Source organism: Pseudomonas sp. Pc102 (assembly GCF_018408275.1).
GTDB lineage: Bacteria > Pseudomonadota > Gammaproteobacteria > Pseudomonadales > Pseudomonadaceae > Metapseudomonas > Metapseudomonas tohonis.
Genome location: NZ_AP021905.1, coordinates 4482362 through 4497766, shown reverse-complemented (window position 1 = coordinate 4497766; position 15405 = coordinate 4482362). Strand labels below are relative to the sequence as shown.

General features: G+C 67.4%; 14 protein-coding genes and 1 pseudogene. 9 read left to right on the top strand and 6 right to left on the bottom strand.

Annotated elements, in window-relative coordinates:
* Positions 1-16: 16 nt before the first annotated feature.
* On the bottom strand, positions 17-2050 hold the full coding sequence (locus PHLH3_RS20455; protein WP_213625574.1) for a S9 family peptidase: 2034 nt from the start codon (positions 2048-2050) through the stop codon (positions 17-19).
* A 107-nt stretch (positions 2051-2157) separates the two neighbouring features.
* Between PHLH3_RS20455 and PHLH3_RS20450 the strand changes: the two genes are divergently transcribed.
* From PHLH3_RS20450 to PHLH3_RS20435, 4 genes are read left to right on the top strand one after another with little or no spacing between them, the layout of a single operon-like run.
* On the top strand, positions 2158-2649 hold the full coding sequence (locus tag PHLH3_RS20450; protein WP_173178028.1) for an MFS transporter: 492 nt from the start codon (positions 2158-2160) through the stop codon (positions 2647-2649).
* A 36-nt stretch (positions 2650-2685) separates the two neighbouring features.
* Positions 2686-3132, top strand: coding sequence for an HIT family protein (locus tag PHLH3_RS20445; RefSeq protein ID WP_213625573.1), 447 nt, complete (start codon positions 2686-2688; stop codon positions 3130-3132).
* A gap of 3 nt (positions 3133-3135) precedes the next feature.
* Positions 3136-3909, top strand: coding sequence for a class II glutamine amidotransferase (locus PHLH3_RS20440; protein ID WP_173178030.1), 774 nt, complete (start codon positions 3136-3138; stop codon positions 3907-3909).
* Positions 3910-3926: 17 nt separating this feature from the next.
* Positions 3927-4448 carry a DUF2937 family protein gene (locus tag PHLH3_RS20435; RefSeq protein WP_213625572.1) on the top strand — a complete coding sequence of 174 codons (522 nt, stop codon included), beginning with the start codon at positions 3927-3929 and terminating at the stop codon, positions 4446-4448.
* A gap of 328 nt (positions 4449-4776) precedes the next feature.
* On the opposite strand, the gene PHLH3_RS20430 is transcribed toward PHLH3_RS20435, so the two are convergent.
* The gene (locus PHLH3_RS20430) at positions 4777-6201 is read right to left on the bottom strand and encodes a PLP-dependent aminotransferase family protein (RefSeq protein ID WP_173178032.1); all 1425 of its coding nucleotides are present in this window, start codon (positions 6199-6201) and stop codon (positions 4777-4779) included.
* A gap of 143 nt (positions 6202-6344) precedes the next feature.
* Between PHLH3_RS20430 and PHLH3_RS20425 the strand changes: the two genes are divergently transcribed.
* The 5 genes and pseudogenes from PHLH3_RS20425 (at position 6345) to PHLH3_RS20405 (ending at position 11800) form a co-directional block, all read left to right on the top strand.
* A complete protein-coding gene (locus PHLH3_RS20425; protein WP_173178033.1) occupies positions 6345-7238 on the top strand; it encodes an EamA family transporter in 894 nt (297 codons plus the stop codon).
* 13 nt (positions 7239-7251) lie between these two features.
* Positions 7252-9135: pseudogene (gene moeB, locus PHLH3_RS20420) on the top strand (molybdopterin-synthase adenylyltransferase MoeB).
* Positions 9136-9146: 11 nt separating this feature from the next.
* Positions 9147-10061 carry a PLP-dependent cysteine synthase family protein gene (locus tag PHLH3_RS20415; protein WP_213625571.1) on the top strand — a complete coding sequence of 305 codons (915 nt, stop codon included), beginning with the start codon at positions 9147-9149 and terminating at the stop codon, positions 10059-10061.
* A gap of 22 nt (positions 10062-10083) precedes the next feature.
* The gene (locus PHLH3_RS20410; RefSeq protein ID WP_213625570.1) at positions 10084-11070 is read left to right on the top strand and encodes a serine O-acetyltransferase; all 987 of its coding nucleotides are present in this window, start codon (positions 10084-10086) and stop codon (positions 11068-11070) included.
* Between the two features lies 1 nt (position 11071).
* Complete coding sequence (locus tag PHLH3_RS20405) at positions 11072-11800, top strand: alanyl-tRNA editing protein (protein WP_213625569.1); 729 nt, start codon at positions 11072-11074, stop codon at positions 11798-11800.
* A gap of 238 nt (positions 11801-12038) precedes the next feature.
* Here the strand turns inward: PHLH3_RS20405 and PHLH3_RS20400 are convergent, their stop codons facing one another.
* From PHLH3_RS20400 to ycaC, 4 genes are all read right to left on the bottom strand, one after another.
* Positions 12039-12707 (bottom strand): TIGR04211 family SH3 domain-containing protein, encoded by a 669-nt coding sequence (locus PHLH3_RS20400; protein ID WP_173178036.1) that lies wholly within the window; start codon positions 12705-12707, stop codon positions 12039-12041.
* A gap of 499 nt (positions 12708-13206) precedes the next feature.
* Positions 13207-13710 carry a GNAT family N-acetyltransferase gene (locus PHLH3_RS20395; protein ID WP_213625568.1) on the bottom strand — a complete coding sequence of 168 codons (504 nt, stop codon included), beginning with the start codon at positions 13708-13710 and terminating at the stop codon, positions 13207-13209.
* A gap of 60 nt (positions 13711-13770) precedes the next feature.
* A complete protein-coding gene (locus tag PHLH3_RS20390) occupies positions 13771-14508 on the bottom strand; it encodes a transporter substrate-binding domain-containing protein (RefSeq protein WP_213625567.1) in 738 nt (245 codons plus the stop codon).
* A gap of 185 nt (positions 14509-14693) precedes the next feature.
* On the bottom strand, positions 14694-15323 hold the full coding sequence (ycaC, locus tag PHLH3_RS20385) for an isochorismate family cysteine hydrolase YcaC (protein ID WP_175384284.1): 630 nt from the start codon (positions 15321-15323) through the stop codon (positions 14694-14696).
* Positions 15324-15405: the final 82 nt, after the last annotated feature.

Sequence of the window (15405 nt, the reverse complement as noted above, 5' to 3'; positions counted from 1 at the left end):
CTTCATCCGCGTACCTTCATTGGCCGGTCAGCCCCAGCACCTTGAGCAGGAAGGCGTATTCCAGGGCGACGTCGCGCAGCGCCTGGTAGCGCCCGCTCATGCCGCCATGGCCGGCGCCGAGGTCGGTCTTGAGCAGCAGCAGGTTGTCGTCGGTGCGTGTGGCACGCAGCCTGGCCACCCATTTGGCGGCTTCCCAGTACTGCACGCGGGAGTCGTTGTAGCCGGCCACCACCAGCAGCGCCGGGTAGGCCAGGGCGCGCACGTTCTCGTAGGGCGCGTAGCTGCGGATGCGCTCGAACACCTCGGGCTCGTTCGGGTCGCCCCACTCGTCGTATTCGGTCACGGTCAGCGGCAGGTCGGGGTTCTGCATGGTGTTGAGCACGTCGACGAAGGGCACTTCGGCGATGGCGGCGGCGAACAGGTCCGGGCGCTGGTTGAGCACGGCGCCCATCAGCAGGCCACCGGCGCTGCCGCCGCTGATCACCAGTTGCTCGCGGGTCGTCAGGCCTGCGCCGATCAGGTGCTCGGCACAGGCGATGAAGTCATCGAAGCTGTTGGTCTTGTGCTCCAGCTTGCCGGCGCGGTACCAGGCTTCCCCCAGTTCGCCGCCGCCGCGCACATGGGCGATGGCGAAGACGAAGCCGCGCTCCAGCAGGCTCAGGCGGGCGTGGGAGAACCAGGGGTCGAGGCTCTCGCCATAGGCGCCGTAGCCGTAGAGGTAGAGCGGCGCGGGCTGGCCCAGCACGTCGCGGCGGGCGACCAGGCTGATGGGCACGCGGGTGCCGTCGGCGGCGGTGGCCCAGAGGCGCTGGCTGACGTAGGCGTCGGCGTCGAAGGGGCCCTCCACCGGGGTCTGCTTGAGCACCCGTTGCTCGCCGTCGGCCAGGCGCAGCTCGCGGACCTGGGCGGGGCGGTTGAGTGCCTCGTAGCGCAGGCGGATCACCGGGCTGTCGAACTCCATGCCGTCCTGCACATAGAGGCTGTAGGCCGCGTCCGGCAGCTGCACGCGGTACGGCGCGGCGCCGCGTGGGTGCACCTGGATGATCGGCAGGCCACCCTCGCGCAGGCTGAGGGTGAAGGCGCCGGCGTTCATGCCCACGCCGTCGAGCATGCAGTCGGGGTCGTGGGCGATCAGCTCGCGCCAATGGGCGCGCTCGGGTGTCGCCTCGGGGGCCTGGTAGAGGGCGAAGTTGATGCCGGTCTGGTTGCTGCGGATCAGCCAGCACCACTGGCCGTCCACCTGGCCGTGGTCGGCGTAGTACTCGTGGCCTTCCTCGCGCGGGGCCAGGCAGCGGAAGTCGCCGTCGGGGGTGTCGGCGTCCAGCACCCAGCTCTCGCTGGTGGTCTTGCTGCCCAGCATCAGCACCAGCTGGCGCTCGGAGCTGGCGCGGTGGCAGCCGAGGAAGAAGCGACCGTCGGCCTCCTCGAACACCAGTTCGGCGTCGGCCTCGCCCAGGCGGTGGCGGTAGAGGCGGTGCGGGCGGTGGGTGTCGTCCAGCTCGCCGAAGAACAGGGTGCGGCTGTCGTTGGCCCAGGTCATGCTGCCGTCGCAGTCGTCGAAGGGCAGGGCGGTGAGGCTGCCCTCGACCAGGTCCTTGACGTAGAGGCGGTAGATCTCGTCGCCGCTGGTGTCCAGGCTGTAGGCCAGCAGGCGGTGGTCCGGGCTGACGCTGAAGGCGCCGAGGGAGAGGAAGCCGCCATCGGCCAGGGCGTTGGGGTCGAGCAGCAGCTGTTCGCTGGCCTCGTCCACCTCGAAGCCTTCGGCCGGGCGCGCACAGCGGTAGTGGCGCGGGTATTCGTCGCCGGCGGTGGTGCGCTGGTAATAGAGGTAGGGGCCCCAGGGCGTGGGGAGGGAGAGGTCGGTCTCGCGTATGCGCCCACGGATCTCCTCGAACAGCGCGTCTCGCAGCGGCGCTTCGTCGGCCAGGCGCTCGTCGAGCCAGGCGTTCTCCGCCTTCAGGTAATCGAGCACCTCGGGGGCGTCGCGTTCCTCCAGCCAGCGGTAGGGATCGGCTCCGGCCTGGATGCGGGCGATGGGGGCTTCGGACATGGCGGTTCTCACGGCTAGGCGTTGCGGGCCGGGCGACGGCGGGGACGCCGGGCTTCGGAAAAGTCGCTATCATAAGCGCCCCTTTGCCCGCCTTGCCATGGAAGCCCATGAACGAACACGACTATCTCCTCGCCTGGGGCGCCTATGGCGTCGCGGCCCTGGGCTGCCTGCTGGTGAGCTTCCGCGCCACCGGCTGGATGTGGCGCTGGCTGCGCGAGCCCCTGCGCCTGATAGTCGCCGTACTGCTGCTGACCCCGACTCCCGTCGACCCCGGTCGCGACCTCTACGCGCCGGCGGTGGCGGTCACCGCGCTGGACATCGTGTTCAAGGTGGGCAACAACGCCTGGAAGGCGGTTTCCGACCTGGCCATGTACGGCATGATCGGCCTGGTGCTCTACCTCATCTTCGTCGCCATCCGCTGGCCCATCGAGCGCGCCATCCGTGCCCGTCGCGCCGAGCGCGAGAAGCCGGCCGCGGTGGACGAGGAGGAAGACGAGCCGACCCTGCGCCAGCTGATGGAGCGTGACTCGAACGAGCGCGTGGATACCCGCCTCGACGACCGGGGCGACCGTCGCCTGCGCATCGAACCGCGTCTCTGATACCGGCGGCGCGCCGAGCGCTCACGAGGAATGCCCATGGATTGTGTGTTCTGCGCCATCGCCGCCGGCAAGCTGCCGGCCCACCTGTTGCACGAGGACGAGCACTTCCTGGTGCTGCTGGACATCTTCCCCCTGCGGCCCGCCCACGTACTGGTGGTGGCCCGCGAGCACGCGCCGTACCTCGCCGACCTCGGCACCCCGGCGCGCCAGCGCCTGGTGGACCAGGCCCTACATATGGGCGAGGCGTTGCGCAGGGCGGGCTATGGTCGCCAGGGCATCAACCTGCTGATCAACGACGGCCCCGACTCCAACCAGCACGTGCCCCATCTGCACCTGCACCTGATTCCCCGGCAACGGGGCGACCTGGCTGCGCTGCTCTGGCGTATCCTCACCCGCTTCCTGCCCTTCGGCCGCGCCCGCATCAAGGCCCGGCTGGCGCGGGAGGCCGAACAACTGCGACAGGCATTGAAACGAGAGCCCTGAACCATGTGCGAATTGCTCGGCATGAGCGCCAACGTGCCCACCGATATCGTTTTCAGCTTCACCGGCCTGATGCAGCGCGGCGGAGGCACCGGCCCGCACCGTGACGGCTGGGGCATCGGCTTCTACGAGGGCCGTGGCCTGCGCCTGTTCCAGGACCCTTCCGCCAGCGTCGACTCCGAGGTGGCGCGCCTGGTGCAGCGCTACCCGATCAAGAGCGAGACGGTCATCGGCCATATCCGCCAGGCCAACGTCGGCAAGGTCAGCCTGGCCAACACCCATCCCTTCGTCCGTGAGCTGTGGGGGCGCAACTGGTGCTTCGCCCACAACGGCCAGCTCGCCGACTTCCATCCGGCCGCCAGCTTCTATCGGCCGGTGGGCGACACCGACAGCGAGGCGGCCTTCTGCGACCTGCTCAACCGGGTGCGCCAGGGCTTTCCCGAGCCGGTGCCGGTTGAAGTGCTGCTGCCGGTGCTGGTGCAGGCCTGCTCCGAATACCGCAGCCGCGGCGTGTTCAACTGCCTGCTCAGCGACGGCGACTGGCTGTTCTGCTTCTGCACCACCAAACTGGCGCAGATCACCCGGCGTGCACCCTTCGGCCCGGCGCGGCTGAAGGACGCGGACCTGACCGTGGACTTCCAGTCCGAAACCACACCCAACGACGTGGTCACGGTGATCGCCACCGAGCCACTGACCGACAACGAGACCTGGACGCTCTACCAGCCCGGCGCCTGGAGCCTGTGGCGACGTGGCGAGTGCCTGGCGTCCGGGCAGACCTGACGAGAAGGGGATTATCGATGCTGCGTAGCTACCTGCGACTGGCGCTGTTCGCCCTGGGCCTGCTGATCGGCGTGCAGGTGCCCGGGTTCGTCGACGACTATGCCAAGCGCGTCGAAGCCCATCGCCTGGAGGCGGAGAACGGACTCAAGGGCTTCCGCGAGACCGCCCAGAAATTCTTCGACGGCGACCTTGCGGCACTGGTGGCGCATTACCGCGCGAGCAACGACCCGGTGATGCGCAGCGACGCCGACAGCGTGGCCACCCTGGTCAACCGTGACGCCTTGCTGCAGCGCGAGTGGCAAGCCATGCAGGGCCCCTGGTACGCCCGCACCTGGCACGTGGCGACGGGGGCCGATCACGACCTGCTGCTGGAAACCGCCAACGCCTACAGCTACCAGGTGCTGCTGGTGCCCGAGGCGATGGCCTGGGGCATCGTCTGCGCGCTGCTGCTGGCCTGGGTGGTGGAGAGCCTGCTCCTCGGTCTCGCCCTGCTCGCCGGCGGCAACGGCAAGCGCGTGCAGCAGCGGCACTGGCGCTGAACCCCCCTGGCGGGCTGAAGCCCACCCTGCTGGCCGGTGGGCCCCCGCGTTCGCGGGGGTGACGAGAGGGCGGGGAGCTTCCAGCACGCACCGTCATCCCGCGAACGCGGGTTTCACCGAGCGCTTGCGGCGCTGCGCATTGGCGCAGGTCGGGTGCAACCCGACTGCTCCGGTCGCGTCTCGCCCCCCCGGCAGGCCAGGAGCCCCGCGTTCGCCAGGGTGACGAGGGGGCGGGGCGCTTTCAGCACACACCGTCATCCCCGCGAACGCGGGGATCCACTTGAAAGCCCAGATACAGCGCGTAGGTCGGGCCCCCTCAGGCAACGGCTCACAGCCCGAAGCGATTGGCCTCCTCGCGCAAGGTACTGGCCAGGGTGAGGAAGCCCTCGTAGAGCAACTGGTCGTTGCTGGAAGCGTTGCTGACGCTGGCGCGGACGAACTGCGGCACCGTGGCGCGGCCCACGGCGAAGGCCTCGGCGGCGGTGATCAGGTAGTTCTTCAGCTTCAGGTCGGCTTCGATATCGGCGGCGCGCCAGGCTTCCGGCACTTCGATCCAGAAGTGCGGGCTCTGTGGATGGGTGCGGTAGTTCAGCCCGTCCAGCAGCCGCTCCACCAGCGCCTTGCGCCGGCCGATCTCGTTGATCTGCTGGCTCAGCAGCTTTTGTGCCGTGCCGTTCTCGATCCATAGCGTCGACAGCTCCAGCGCCAGCGGCGTGGCCATCCAGCAGGTGGCGCGCAGCGCGGCGGCGATGCGGCTGACCAGCGCCGTCGGCGCGTGCAGGTAGCCCACCCGCAGGCCGGCGGCCACCGCCTTGCTCAGGCTGCTGATGAGGATGGTGCGTTCCGGCGCGTAGTGGCTGAGGGGTGGCGGGCGATCCTCCACCAGCACCGCATGGGCCTCGTCCTCGATGATCAGCAGGTTGTGCTCGCGGCACAGGCGCGCGATGGCGTCGCGGCGCTGGTGCGAGAGCACGCCGGTGGTCGGGTTCTGGATGGTCGGGGTGCAGTAGAGCGCGGTCACCCGGTTGTTGCGGCAGATCTCGTCGAGGGAGCTGGGGACCAGGCCTTCCTCGTCCATGTCGGCGCCGAGCAGCTTGATGCCGAGCATCCGCGCGAGGGTGATCAGCCCCGGGTAGGTGAGCTGCTCGGTGACCAGGATGTCCCCGGCGCGCAGCAGGCCCATCAGGGTGCAGAGCAGCCCGTGCTGGCCGCCGTTGACGCATAGCACCTGGTCGGCCTGGGGCAGGAAGTCGCCGTGGGCGAGCCAGTTCGCACCCACCTGGCGGTAGCGGGGCAGGCCGGTGTCCGGCGTGTAGCGGGTCAGGTCCTGCAGGGTCTGCGGGTCGTTGGCCAGGTCCAGCAGGCTCTGCGCCAGGAAGGCCGTCTCATGCCCCGGGATATGCATGTTGCGGCTCATGTCGTAGAGCTCCGGCGCCTCTTCGATGAAGTTGCGGAAGCCCTCGTCACGCTTGCGCTCCAGCCCCCGCCGGCGGACGAAGGTGCCGTCGCCGACGCGGGCTATCACCAGGCCCATGCGTTCGAGTTCGGCGTAGGCGCGGCTGACGGTGCCGATGGTCACCCCCAGGCGGTCGGCCAGGTTGCGATGCGGCGGCAGCTTGGCGCCGCCTTCCAGAGTGCCCTCGAGAATCCTGATTTCCATGGCTCCGGCGAGGCGCTTGTATTTCGCGCCCTGGCCGGAATCCAGCGCTGATTTCAGAATTGACACCGTGTCAATAATTGGTTTGACAGCCATTTTTCGTCCTAATAGCCTGATTGAGCTGTGTCAATCAGTGATTGATACCCAGGTTTTAGAGGTCAATTTAGCAGCAAGGATGAATTGCCATCATGCCAATGTCCGCCGTAATTGAAAACACCGGAAAATCGCAAAAGCACTGGTTGGCCGGATTCATCACCAGCCTGCTGTTCCTCGTGGTCTGCCTGAGCTGGGGGACCACCTGGCTGGGCATCAAGATCGCCGTGGAGAGCGTGCCGCCCCTGACCTCCTCCGGCCTGCGCTTCCTCATCGCCTTCCCGCTGTTCATCTGCTTCGCCCTGATCCGCGGCGACTCGATCCTCTTCCCCCGCGAGCGGCTGGGTTTCTTCGCCTTCGTCACCCTGAGCTACTTCGGCATTCCGTACTACCTGCTGAACTACGGCGAGATGCACGTCTCCTCGGGGCTGACGGCGCTGCTGTTCAGCTGCATGCCGGTGTTCATCCTGATCTTCTCGTCGCTGTTCTTGCGTGAGCGCATCTACCTGTCCCAGGTGGTGGGCATCGCCATCGGCTTCGGCAGCCTGTTCATGATCCTGCGCAGCCAGGGCCTGCGCCTGGACCACGCGGAGTTCCTCGGCGTGCTGGCGATCCTCGCCGCCGCGGTGATGCACGCGCTGTGCTACGTGATCACCAAGCAGAAGGGCGAGGGCATCAGCGTCATCACCTACAACACGCTGCCCATCGGGATCGCCGGGGCGATGCTGTTCCTCGCCGGGCTGGTGGTGGAGCAGCCGGACTTCGCCCAGGTCACCACCCGTTCCTGGCTGGCGCTGACCTACCTCGGGCTGTGCGCATCGGTCGGCGGCTTCATCGTCTATTTCTTCCTGCTCAAGCGCCTGAGCCCGGTGATCCTCTCCTTCGTCTTCATCATCTTCCCGGTGTTCGCCGTGGTCATCGGCTCCTGGTACGAGGGGCAGGCCATCTCCCGCGACCTGGCGCTGTACTCGGCGATCCTGCTCGCCGGCTTCGCCATCACCAAGCTGCCCGTTGAAAAATTCCTCACGCGCAAGCCCTGACAACGAGGACCACATGGACGTGATCGATCGCGACACCCTGCAGCCCATCTACCGGCACGCCTGCGAGACCTACCCCGAGGAGTGCTGTGGCTTCGTTTTCGCCGATGGCCGGGTACACCTGGGCAGCAACATCCAGAACCTGCTCAACCAGCGCAGCCCCGAGGTGTTCCGGCGTGACGCCAGCACCGGCTTCACCTTCGCGGTGGCCGACACCCTGCTGCTCAACCGCAGCCTGCGCAGCGACAACCCGGTGCGGGTGATCTACCACTCGCACCCCGACGTAGGCGCCTACTTCAGCCGCGAGGACGAGGACAAGGCGCTGTTCATGGGCCAGCCCATCCATCCCGTCGCCCATCTGGTGGTGGATGTGCGTGCCGGCCAGGCCCATGGCGCCAAGTTGTTCGAATGGAGCGGGGAATCCTTCGTCTGCAGCCGGGAATACCCCGGCACCCCATAACGACCTGCATAAAAGGAGTTGGCTATGAATACGGTGATCTTCCCGGATGTACTGGCACGCGTCGCCAAATTGCCGGATGCCCGCCTGCAAGGGCAGGGCACCACGGTACGCGAGCTGGTCGAGGATATATGCAGCCGCCATGCGGGCCTGCGTGACCACCTGTTCTATGGAAACGACCAGTTCAAGGAGCACTTCCTGCTCAGCGCCAACGGCGAGCTGGTGGATGGCGACAGCCCGCTGGAGGCGGGCGTCGAGCTGGACATCATGCTGGCCACCTCCGGCGGCCTGGACAGCGATGAGCTGAGCAACGACGAGGTGCGTCGCTACGTGCGCCACATCACCCTGCCCGACGTCGGTCGCCAGGGCCAGTTGCGCCTGAAGAAGTCACGGGTGCTGATCATCGGCACCGGCGGCCTGGGCTCCCCGGTGAGCCTGTACCTCGCCGCCGCCGGTATCGGCACCCTCGGGCTGGTGGACTTCGACCGCGTCGAGGCCAGCAACCTGCAGCGCCAGGTGGTGCACGGCACCAGCACCCTGGGCCTGCCCAAGGTCGAGTCGGCGCGCCGCCGCCTGCTGGACCTCAACCCCGACATCCGCATCGACGCCCATGACTGCGCCCTGACCCCCGACAACGCCCTCAAGCTGGTAGGCGACTACGACCTGGTGGTGGACGGCACCGACAACTTCGCCACCCGCTACCTGGTCAACGACGCCTGCGTGCTGCTGGGCCGGCCGTTGGTGTACGGCGCGCTGCACCGCTTCGACGGGCAGATCAGCGTGTTCAACCACCAGCAAGGCCCGTGCTACCGCTGCCTGTTTCCCAAGAGCCCGCCGGCCGAACTCGCGCCCAACTGCAGCGCGGGCGGCGTGATCGGCGTGCTGCCCGGCGTGGTCGGGCTGCTCCAGGCCACCGAGGCGGTGAAGCTGATCCTCGGCATCGGCGAGCCCCTGGTGGGCCGGCTGATGCGTTTCGACGCCCTGGCCATGAAGTTCAACGAGGTGCGCTTCAAGCGCCGTGCCGACTGCCCCTCCTGCTCGCCCGGGCGCACCTGCATGCAGCCGCTGCAGGAGGAGGTTTCGGCATGCACATCCAGCATTCCCGCGTCCAGCTCGTTGCCGGCCGACTTCCGCATCACCGCGCTGGAGCTGCAGCAACTGCTCGCCCGTGGCGCCGACCTGCAACTGCTGGACGTGCGTGAAGCCAACGAGCTGGAAGTGTGCCGCCTGCCGGGCAGCCTGAACCTGCCGCTGGGCGAGCTGGACGCCCGCCTCGACGAGCTGGATCGCCAGCGCCCCCTGTGCATCGTCTGCTACGGCGGCACCCGCGCCGAGCGCGCGGCCCAGTTGCTGCTCGGCGCCGGCTTCAACGAACTCCAGGTGTTGCAGGGCGGCATCAAGGCCTGGGCACGGGATGTCGACACCGACATGCCCCTGTACTGAGGAGGCGCGAGATGATCCACGAATCCCTGCTCCAGGCCATCGGCGAGACCCCCGTTGTGCGCCTGGCCGCCTTCAGCGCCGAAACCGGGCTGGAGGTGTACGCCAAGCTGGAGTCGCTCAACCCCGGCGGCAGCCACAAGGCGCGCATCGCCCTGGGCATGGTCCGCGACGCCGAGGCCCGGGGCATTCTCGTGCCCGGCAGCGGCCAGACCATCATCGAGCCCAGCGGTGGCAACACCGGTATCGGCCTGGCCATCGCCGGCAACATCCTCGGCTACCGCGTGGTCCTGGTGATCCCCGACAACTACAGCCCCGAGAAACAGAAGGTGCTGCGCCTCTACGGCGCCGAGGTGGTGCTCTCCGACAGCCGCCTCGGCAACAACTCCCATGGCGAGAAAGCCATGGAGCTGCAACTGGAAAACCCCGGCTACGTGATGCTCAACCAGCAGCGCAACGCCGCCAACCCCGAGACCCACCGGCGCAGCACCGCGCTGGAGATCCTCCGCGACTTCGCCGATCGCCCCCTCGATTGCCTGGTGGCGGGCATCGGCACCGGCGGCCACATCACCGGCCTGGGCGAGATGCTCAAGGCCCGCTGGCCTTCGCTGCGGGTGTTCGGCGTCGAGCCGGAGCAGTGCGACCTGCTCGCCGATCGCCATGCGCCGCACGAGATCCAGGGCCTGTCCATCGGCCTGGTGCCGAGCATCCTCAACCTCGAGGTGCTCGACGGCATGCTCAAGGTGGGCAAGGCGGATTGCCTGGAGCGCGTGCGCCGCACCATGCGCAGCGACGCGGTGAGCCTGGGGCTGTCCTCGGCGGCCAACCTGGTGGCCATCGCCAGCCTGGCCGGCGAGCTGCCGCGCGGCAGCCGGGTGCTGACCCTGATCTACGACGGTGTGGACGGCTACCTGCCGCATTTCGAATAACGAGCCTGTGGAGGGCGACAGGATGTGGGGATATCTCGACAGGTTGCGGCTCTATGACGAGCTGCTCGATCAGTTGGTGCATGCACTCAAGCCGGCGGACCTGGACCTGCTCATGCCGCACCTGGACGGCATCATGGACGAGGCCGTGCAGCAGGTGGCCGAAGACCTCCAGGCCTATGCCCGGCGCGACCCCGCCACGGCCGGTCGCATCGACCTCGTGCTCGGCTCCTACGCCTCCTTCAAGGCGGTGCTGTTCCATCGCCTGGCGCACCAGGTATGGATGCGTGGCGCGGTGGAAGGGCGCGAGGCCATGGCGCACAAGCTGGCCAGCACCGGCAAGCTGCTCTCCGGTGCCGAGATCCACCCGGCTGCCCGCATCGGCAAGCGCTTCGTGCTCGACCACGGCTTCGGCACGGTGATCGGCGAGACCTGCGAGATCGGCGACGACTGCTACCTGCTCAGCGGCGTCACCCTCGGCGCCTCGGGCATCGCCGACAACCCGGGTGGCAAACGCCATCCCCGCCTGGGCAACCAGGTGGAGGTGGGCGCCGGGGCGCGCCTGCTCGGGCCCATCAGCATCGGCGACAACGTGTTCATCAGTCCGGCGTGCGTGATCACCCGCGACGTGCCGGCCAACACCAAGGTGAGCATCGTCAACCAACTGCAGATGCAGCGCGCGTCGATGTCGTCCAACTGCGGCTACCTCGGTGCCTTCGCCCTCAACGAGCGCGTGCACCTGGTGGGCGAGCTGCCCGAGAGCGGCGAGGTGCTGGTGCTGGACGCCGAACACAGGCGCTTCGGCTGCATGGCCCTGGAGTGCACGGTGCAGGAGCGCAACCACCGCCAGTACCGGTTGCGCAGCATCGGCCTGGCCCTGCCGGCCCCGCGCTACCCGCTGCACCTGCGGATCATCGGCCCCGACCACGACATCACCCTGATCGACCCGCCCGGGCTCAGCGCCCTGGTGCGTTCCCAGCTGCAACCCTACTTCCTGAGCATCGGAGGCTGAAATGTCCGTATTCGCCATGCACACCCGCGCCCTGTTCGACGAGGCGCCCTACCAACGCACCTTCACCGCCCGCGTTCTCGCGGTGAGTGACCAGGGCGTGGCACTGGACCAGACGCTGTTCTATCCCACCGGCGGTGGTCAGCCGGGTGACCAGGGTCACTTCCTGCTGCCCGATGGCTCGGTGGTGGCTGTGGTCGGCACCCAGCGCGACCCCCTGCTGCGTTCGATGATCTGGCACCAGCTGGAAGAAGGGGCCGGCCCAGTCACTGCCGGTGTCGAGCTGCAGGGATGCCTGGACTGGGAGCGCCGCTACCAGCACATGAAGATGCACACCTGCCTGCACCTCCTGTGCTCGATCATCGATGCGCCGGTCACCGGTTGCAGCATCGCCGCCGACAAGGGCCGCCTGGACTTCGACCTGCCGGAGTCGACCCTGGACAAGGAGCGCCTGACCCACGCGCTGAACGAACTGATCGAAGGCGCCCTCGACGTGCGCACCCACATGCTGCCGGCCAACGAGTACAACACCGTGCTGGAGATCACCCGCACCCAGGCCGTGGCACCGCCGGTGCTGCAGGGCATGGTGCGCGTGGTCGATATCCCCGGCGTGGACATCCAGCCCTGTGGCGGCACCCATGTGCGCAATACCCAGGAGATCGGCCAGGTGGTGTGCGACAAGATCGAGAAGAAGAGCCGCCACAACCGTCGCGTGACCTTGCGTTTCGCCTAGGTGACGTTCTTTTGGTGGGCCCCCGCGTTCGTGGGGGTGACGAGACGTGGGGCGTGCTGGGCATGAGCGTCACCCTCGTCGCGAACCGGCGTGGGCTCCACCCACCCCACGATTGCCCGGCACTCGCGGGGGTGCCAGGAAAACGCAGTATTCCCATCTCCCCACCGTCATCCCCGCGAACGCGGGGAATCACTGGAAACAGGGAACACGGTGCAGGCGGGCAGGGTGGCGCTGGCCCTCACACCCACTGGTCGCTGCGCTTGCGCTTGACCCGCAGCATGGTCGGCAGGATCAGGCCCAGGAGCAGGCCGGCACCGGCGATGCTGCCGCCATAGACCATGTAGCGCATCAGCACCTGCTTGTTCTCGTCGCCCAGTTGCGCCTGCACTTCGCGCAGCTCGGAGCGGGCCTGGTTCAGTTCGCTGTCCAGTGTCGCGCGGGCGGCCTGGGCTTCGTCGATCAGCGCCTTGCGCGAGTCCATGGTTTCCTGCATGCCTTGCACGCGGGTCTTCCAGGTCTGGTCGATGCCTTCCAGCTCCGCGCTCAGCTCGCTCACCTTCTGTTCCAGTTGCGGCAGGCGCTCGGCCTGGCCAGGAACCTGCTGCAGGTCGCGGGTGGGAATCCACACCGCGCTGCCGTTCTCGCCGCGCACCTGGCTGTAGTCGCCCTGGGTGCTCAGCAGCTCGACTTTCTGCCCGGAGACGAGGGTGCCGACGATGCGGTAGCCATCGGTCGGGCCGCTGCGCACGTAAGTGCTCAGGCTGTCGCTGACCCAGCGCGTGGTGTCGGCCTTCTCCTCGGCCTGCGCGGGCGAGCCGAGCAACAGCAGGCCACTGAACAGGCCGGCACCGAGGGCGCGGGGGGAGAGCGAGGAAACACGGGCGAGCAGATGACGGGTCAGGGGCATGGGGCAATCTTCACATGGCAATGGAACGGAACCCGAAGTGCGGGCGTGATAAGCGCCGGCCAGGCGAGCATCGCGTTCATCGTGGGTGAAGCCTGCGCTGCTTCCGCTTCCCGGGTGGCGAATGGCCACGCCATCCACCCGGTTCGGGCCGACAGCGAACTGACCATTCGCGACCCCGCCTAGTTCACTCATGGCCCCGCAAGCGAGACGGGTGGTCGAGCTGTAAAGAGGTGGCATGCCGGGTAGTGGGTCGAGATACAAGGGTGGACCACGCTCTACCGGGCACTCCGTGCAGCTGCACAGCATGGGTTTCGCAAAGCTCTACCCATCCTACGGGGCGGCATTCGTAGGATGGGTAGAGCGGAGCGAAACCCATCATTTCGCAGCACAGCGATTATCTGGGCGTGGATGACGTTCTTTTCATCCACCCGCGATGCCGGGCCGCGTTGCCAACCCAGGGAGCCACCGTAGCCCGGGCTTCAGCCCGGGAGCGCAGGCCTCAATGCAGCGCCCGGGTCACCAGGTAGGTCAGCAGCTGCGGGTCGTCACCCGGCTCGATGGTGCGCACCGGCTTCGGCAAGCCGTCCAGCACTGCGCTCCAGAAGGCCTGGGCGGGTTGGTCCTCGCGGTAGAAGCGCACCAGCCAGTTGTGGTCGCCCTCCATCAGCACCTGGGTCGCCAGCAGGCGGCCGATGCCCTGCCTGCGGTAGCGCTTGAGGATGAACAGGTCCGCCAGCTCCAGGGCGTCGATGCTTGGCAACTCGCTGCGTTCGATCAACAGGAAGCCGGCGATGAAGCCATCCACCAGGATCAGGTTGGCGCTCCATTGCGGCTCCTGCCAGTAACGCGCCAGGTGCTCCTCGTGGATGTAGAAACGCCCGTCCGCCTCCACGTCCTCCTCCTCCCAATCCGAGGACTCGTAGGCGTAGAACTGGTACAGGTTGCGGATCAGCTCGGCCTGCTCGGGGCCGGTCTGCAGCAGTTCGAGGGTGACGTCGTTCATGGTCGGGCATTCGTGATGGGAGAGGGCGCGGCATTCTACCCAGAGCGCCGTGCCGTGCGCCTAGGGGAAGTAGTGTTTCTGTCGCTTCAGCCATACCGGGTCGCTGGGCAGGGCATCGATGGCCTTGTCCAGCGCCGGCAGCACCTTCTCGTACCGGGCCGGCACCAGCAGCTGGCGCCGGTAGCGGTACAGCACCGGCTCGGCGACATGGATTCGTTCGCGCAGCCCGGGCTGCTGGTGCTCCTGGTAGTCCAGGGTGCGCATGCCCACCACCGTGGCGTCGATCCAGCCACGCAGCAGCCGCTCCAGGTTGGCCAGCTCGCTGTTGGCGTTCTGCCGCTCAGTCTTTCCGCTGGCCAGCACCGCTTGCAGCTCCGGGTAGGCGTGCCCACCCACCAGCCCCAGGCGCTTGCCTGCGAGGTCGTCGATACCCAATCGGCTGGCCGCTCCTTCGCGGCGTGATACCAGCAGGTTGCCGTCGTCGATGAAGGCGTGGCTCCAGCGGTAGCGGCTGGCGTCGGCGAACCAGTCCGGGCTCACGCCCACCACCAGCCCGTCGAGCTGGCCCTGCTTCAGCAACAGGTCCAGGCGCCGACGCGGGATTTCCTGCACCGTGAAACGGTAGTCGGGCATCTGCGCTTCGAGGCGCTCGGCCAGGTCGAAATACAGGCCCTGGCGGCGCCCGGCGTCCACCACGTAGGGCGGTTTCTGCTGGTAGCTGTAGAGCAGGATTTCCCTCTGTTCGGCCTGCAGCGTCGTGCAGCAGCAGAGCCAGAAGATGAACGGTATCGACCTCAAGCTACCCCCGTTGACCGGCGTCCTCGTGCATGCCGGCCCGTTGCCGCCCATGGTGTTTATGACCCCGCCGGAAAGCGTAGCGTTCGCTGGATGAACAGGCATGACCGCGTTCACGAAAGAGGCCGTCGAAGAAAAAAGCGGGAGCCCAGGCTCCCGCTTTTCATTCCAGGCCCCGCTTCAGCCCATCACTTGTTGCCGGTCAGCGCCGCGTAGCTGGTCATCAGATTGCGGTAGTCCGGGATGTGGTTGGAGCACAGGGCGGCCAGGCCTTCCACGTCGTTGCGCCAGTCGCGGTGCAGCTCGCAGGCGACGCCGAACCAGTTCATCAGTTGCGCGCCGGCCTGGCTCATGCGGTTCCACGCCGCGTCGCGGGTGATTTCGTTGAAGGTGCCGGAGGCGTCGGTCACCACGAACACTTCGAAGCCTTCCTCCAGGGCGGAGAGGGCCGGGAAGGCCACGCAGACCTCGGTCACCACGCCGGCGATGATCAGCTGCTTCTTCCCGGTTGCCTTGATCGCCTTGACGAAGTCCTCGTTGTCCCAGGCGTTGATCTGGCCCGGGCGGGCGATGTAGGGCGCGTCCGGGAACAGCGCTTTCAGTTCCGGTACCAGCGGGCCGTTGGGGCCGGTTTCGAAGCTGGTGGTGAGGATGGTCGGCAGCTTGAAGAACTTGGCGAGGTCGGCCAGGGCCAGGACGTTGTTCTTGAACTTGTCCGGCTCGATGTCGCGGACCAGGGACAGCAGGCCAGCCTGGTGGTCGACCAGCAGGACGACGGCATTGTCTTTATCGAGACGGTTGTAGGTGAAGTGGGTCATGGTGCGTTCCTCGCTTTTCGATAAGGGGTGCCGGTTTGGCGTGGGTGTTCTCTGCTTCGTTGCAGTGGCTGACTGCATGGAG

What these genes read in the sequence shown, in the direction of transcription:
- PHLH3_RS20455 (WP_213625574.1), bottom strand. Translation starts at nt 2,050, where the DNA reads ATGTCCGAAGCCCCCATCGCCCGCATCCAGGCCGGAGCCGATCCCTAC.
- PHLH3_RS20450 (WP_173178028.1), top strand. Translation starts at nt 2,158, where the DNA reads ATGAACGAACACGACTATCTCCTCGCCTGGGGCGCCTATGGCGTCGCG.
- PHLH3_RS20445 (WP_213625573.1), top strand. Translation starts at nt 2,686, where the DNA reads ATGGATTGTGTGTTCTGCGCCATCGCCGCCGGCAAGCTGCCGGCCCAC.
- PHLH3_RS20440 (WP_173178030.1), top strand. Translation starts at nt 3,136, where the DNA reads ATGTGCGAATTGCTCGGCATGAGCGCCAACGTGCCCACCGATATCGTT.
- PHLH3_RS20435 (WP_213625572.1), top strand. Translation starts at nt 3,927, where the DNA reads ATGCTGCGTAGCTACCTGCGACTGGCGCTGTTCGCCCTGGGCCTGCTG.
- PHLH3_RS20430 (WP_173178032.1), bottom strand. Translation starts at nt 6,201, where the DNA reads ATGGCTGTCAAACCAATTATTGACACGGTGTCAATTCTGAAATCAGCG.
- PHLH3_RS20415 (WP_213625571.1), top strand. Translation starts at nt 9,147, where the DNA reads ATGATCCACGAATCCCTGCTCCAGGCCATCGGCGAGACCCCCGTTGTG.
- PHLH3_RS20410 (WP_213625570.1), top strand. Translation starts at nt 10,084, where the DNA reads ATGTGGGGATATCTCGACAGGTTGCGGCTCTATGACGAGCTGCTCGAT.
- PHLH3_RS20405 (WP_213625569.1), top strand. Translation starts at nt 11,072, where the DNA reads ATGTCCGTATTCGCCATGCACACCCGCGCCCTGTTCGACGAGGCGCCC.
- PHLH3_RS20400 (WP_173178036.1), bottom strand. Translation starts at nt 12,707, where the DNA reads ATGCCCCTGACCCGTCATCTGCTCGCCCGTGTTTCCTCGCTCTCCCCC.
- PHLH3_RS20395 (WP_213625568.1), bottom strand. Translation starts at nt 13,710, where the DNA reads ATGAACGACGTCACCCTCGAACTGCTGCAGACCGGCCCCGAGCAGGCC.
- ycaC (WP_175384284.1), bottom strand. Translation starts at nt 15,323, where the DNA reads ATGACCCACTTCACCTACAACCGTCTCGATAAAGACAATGCCGTCGTC.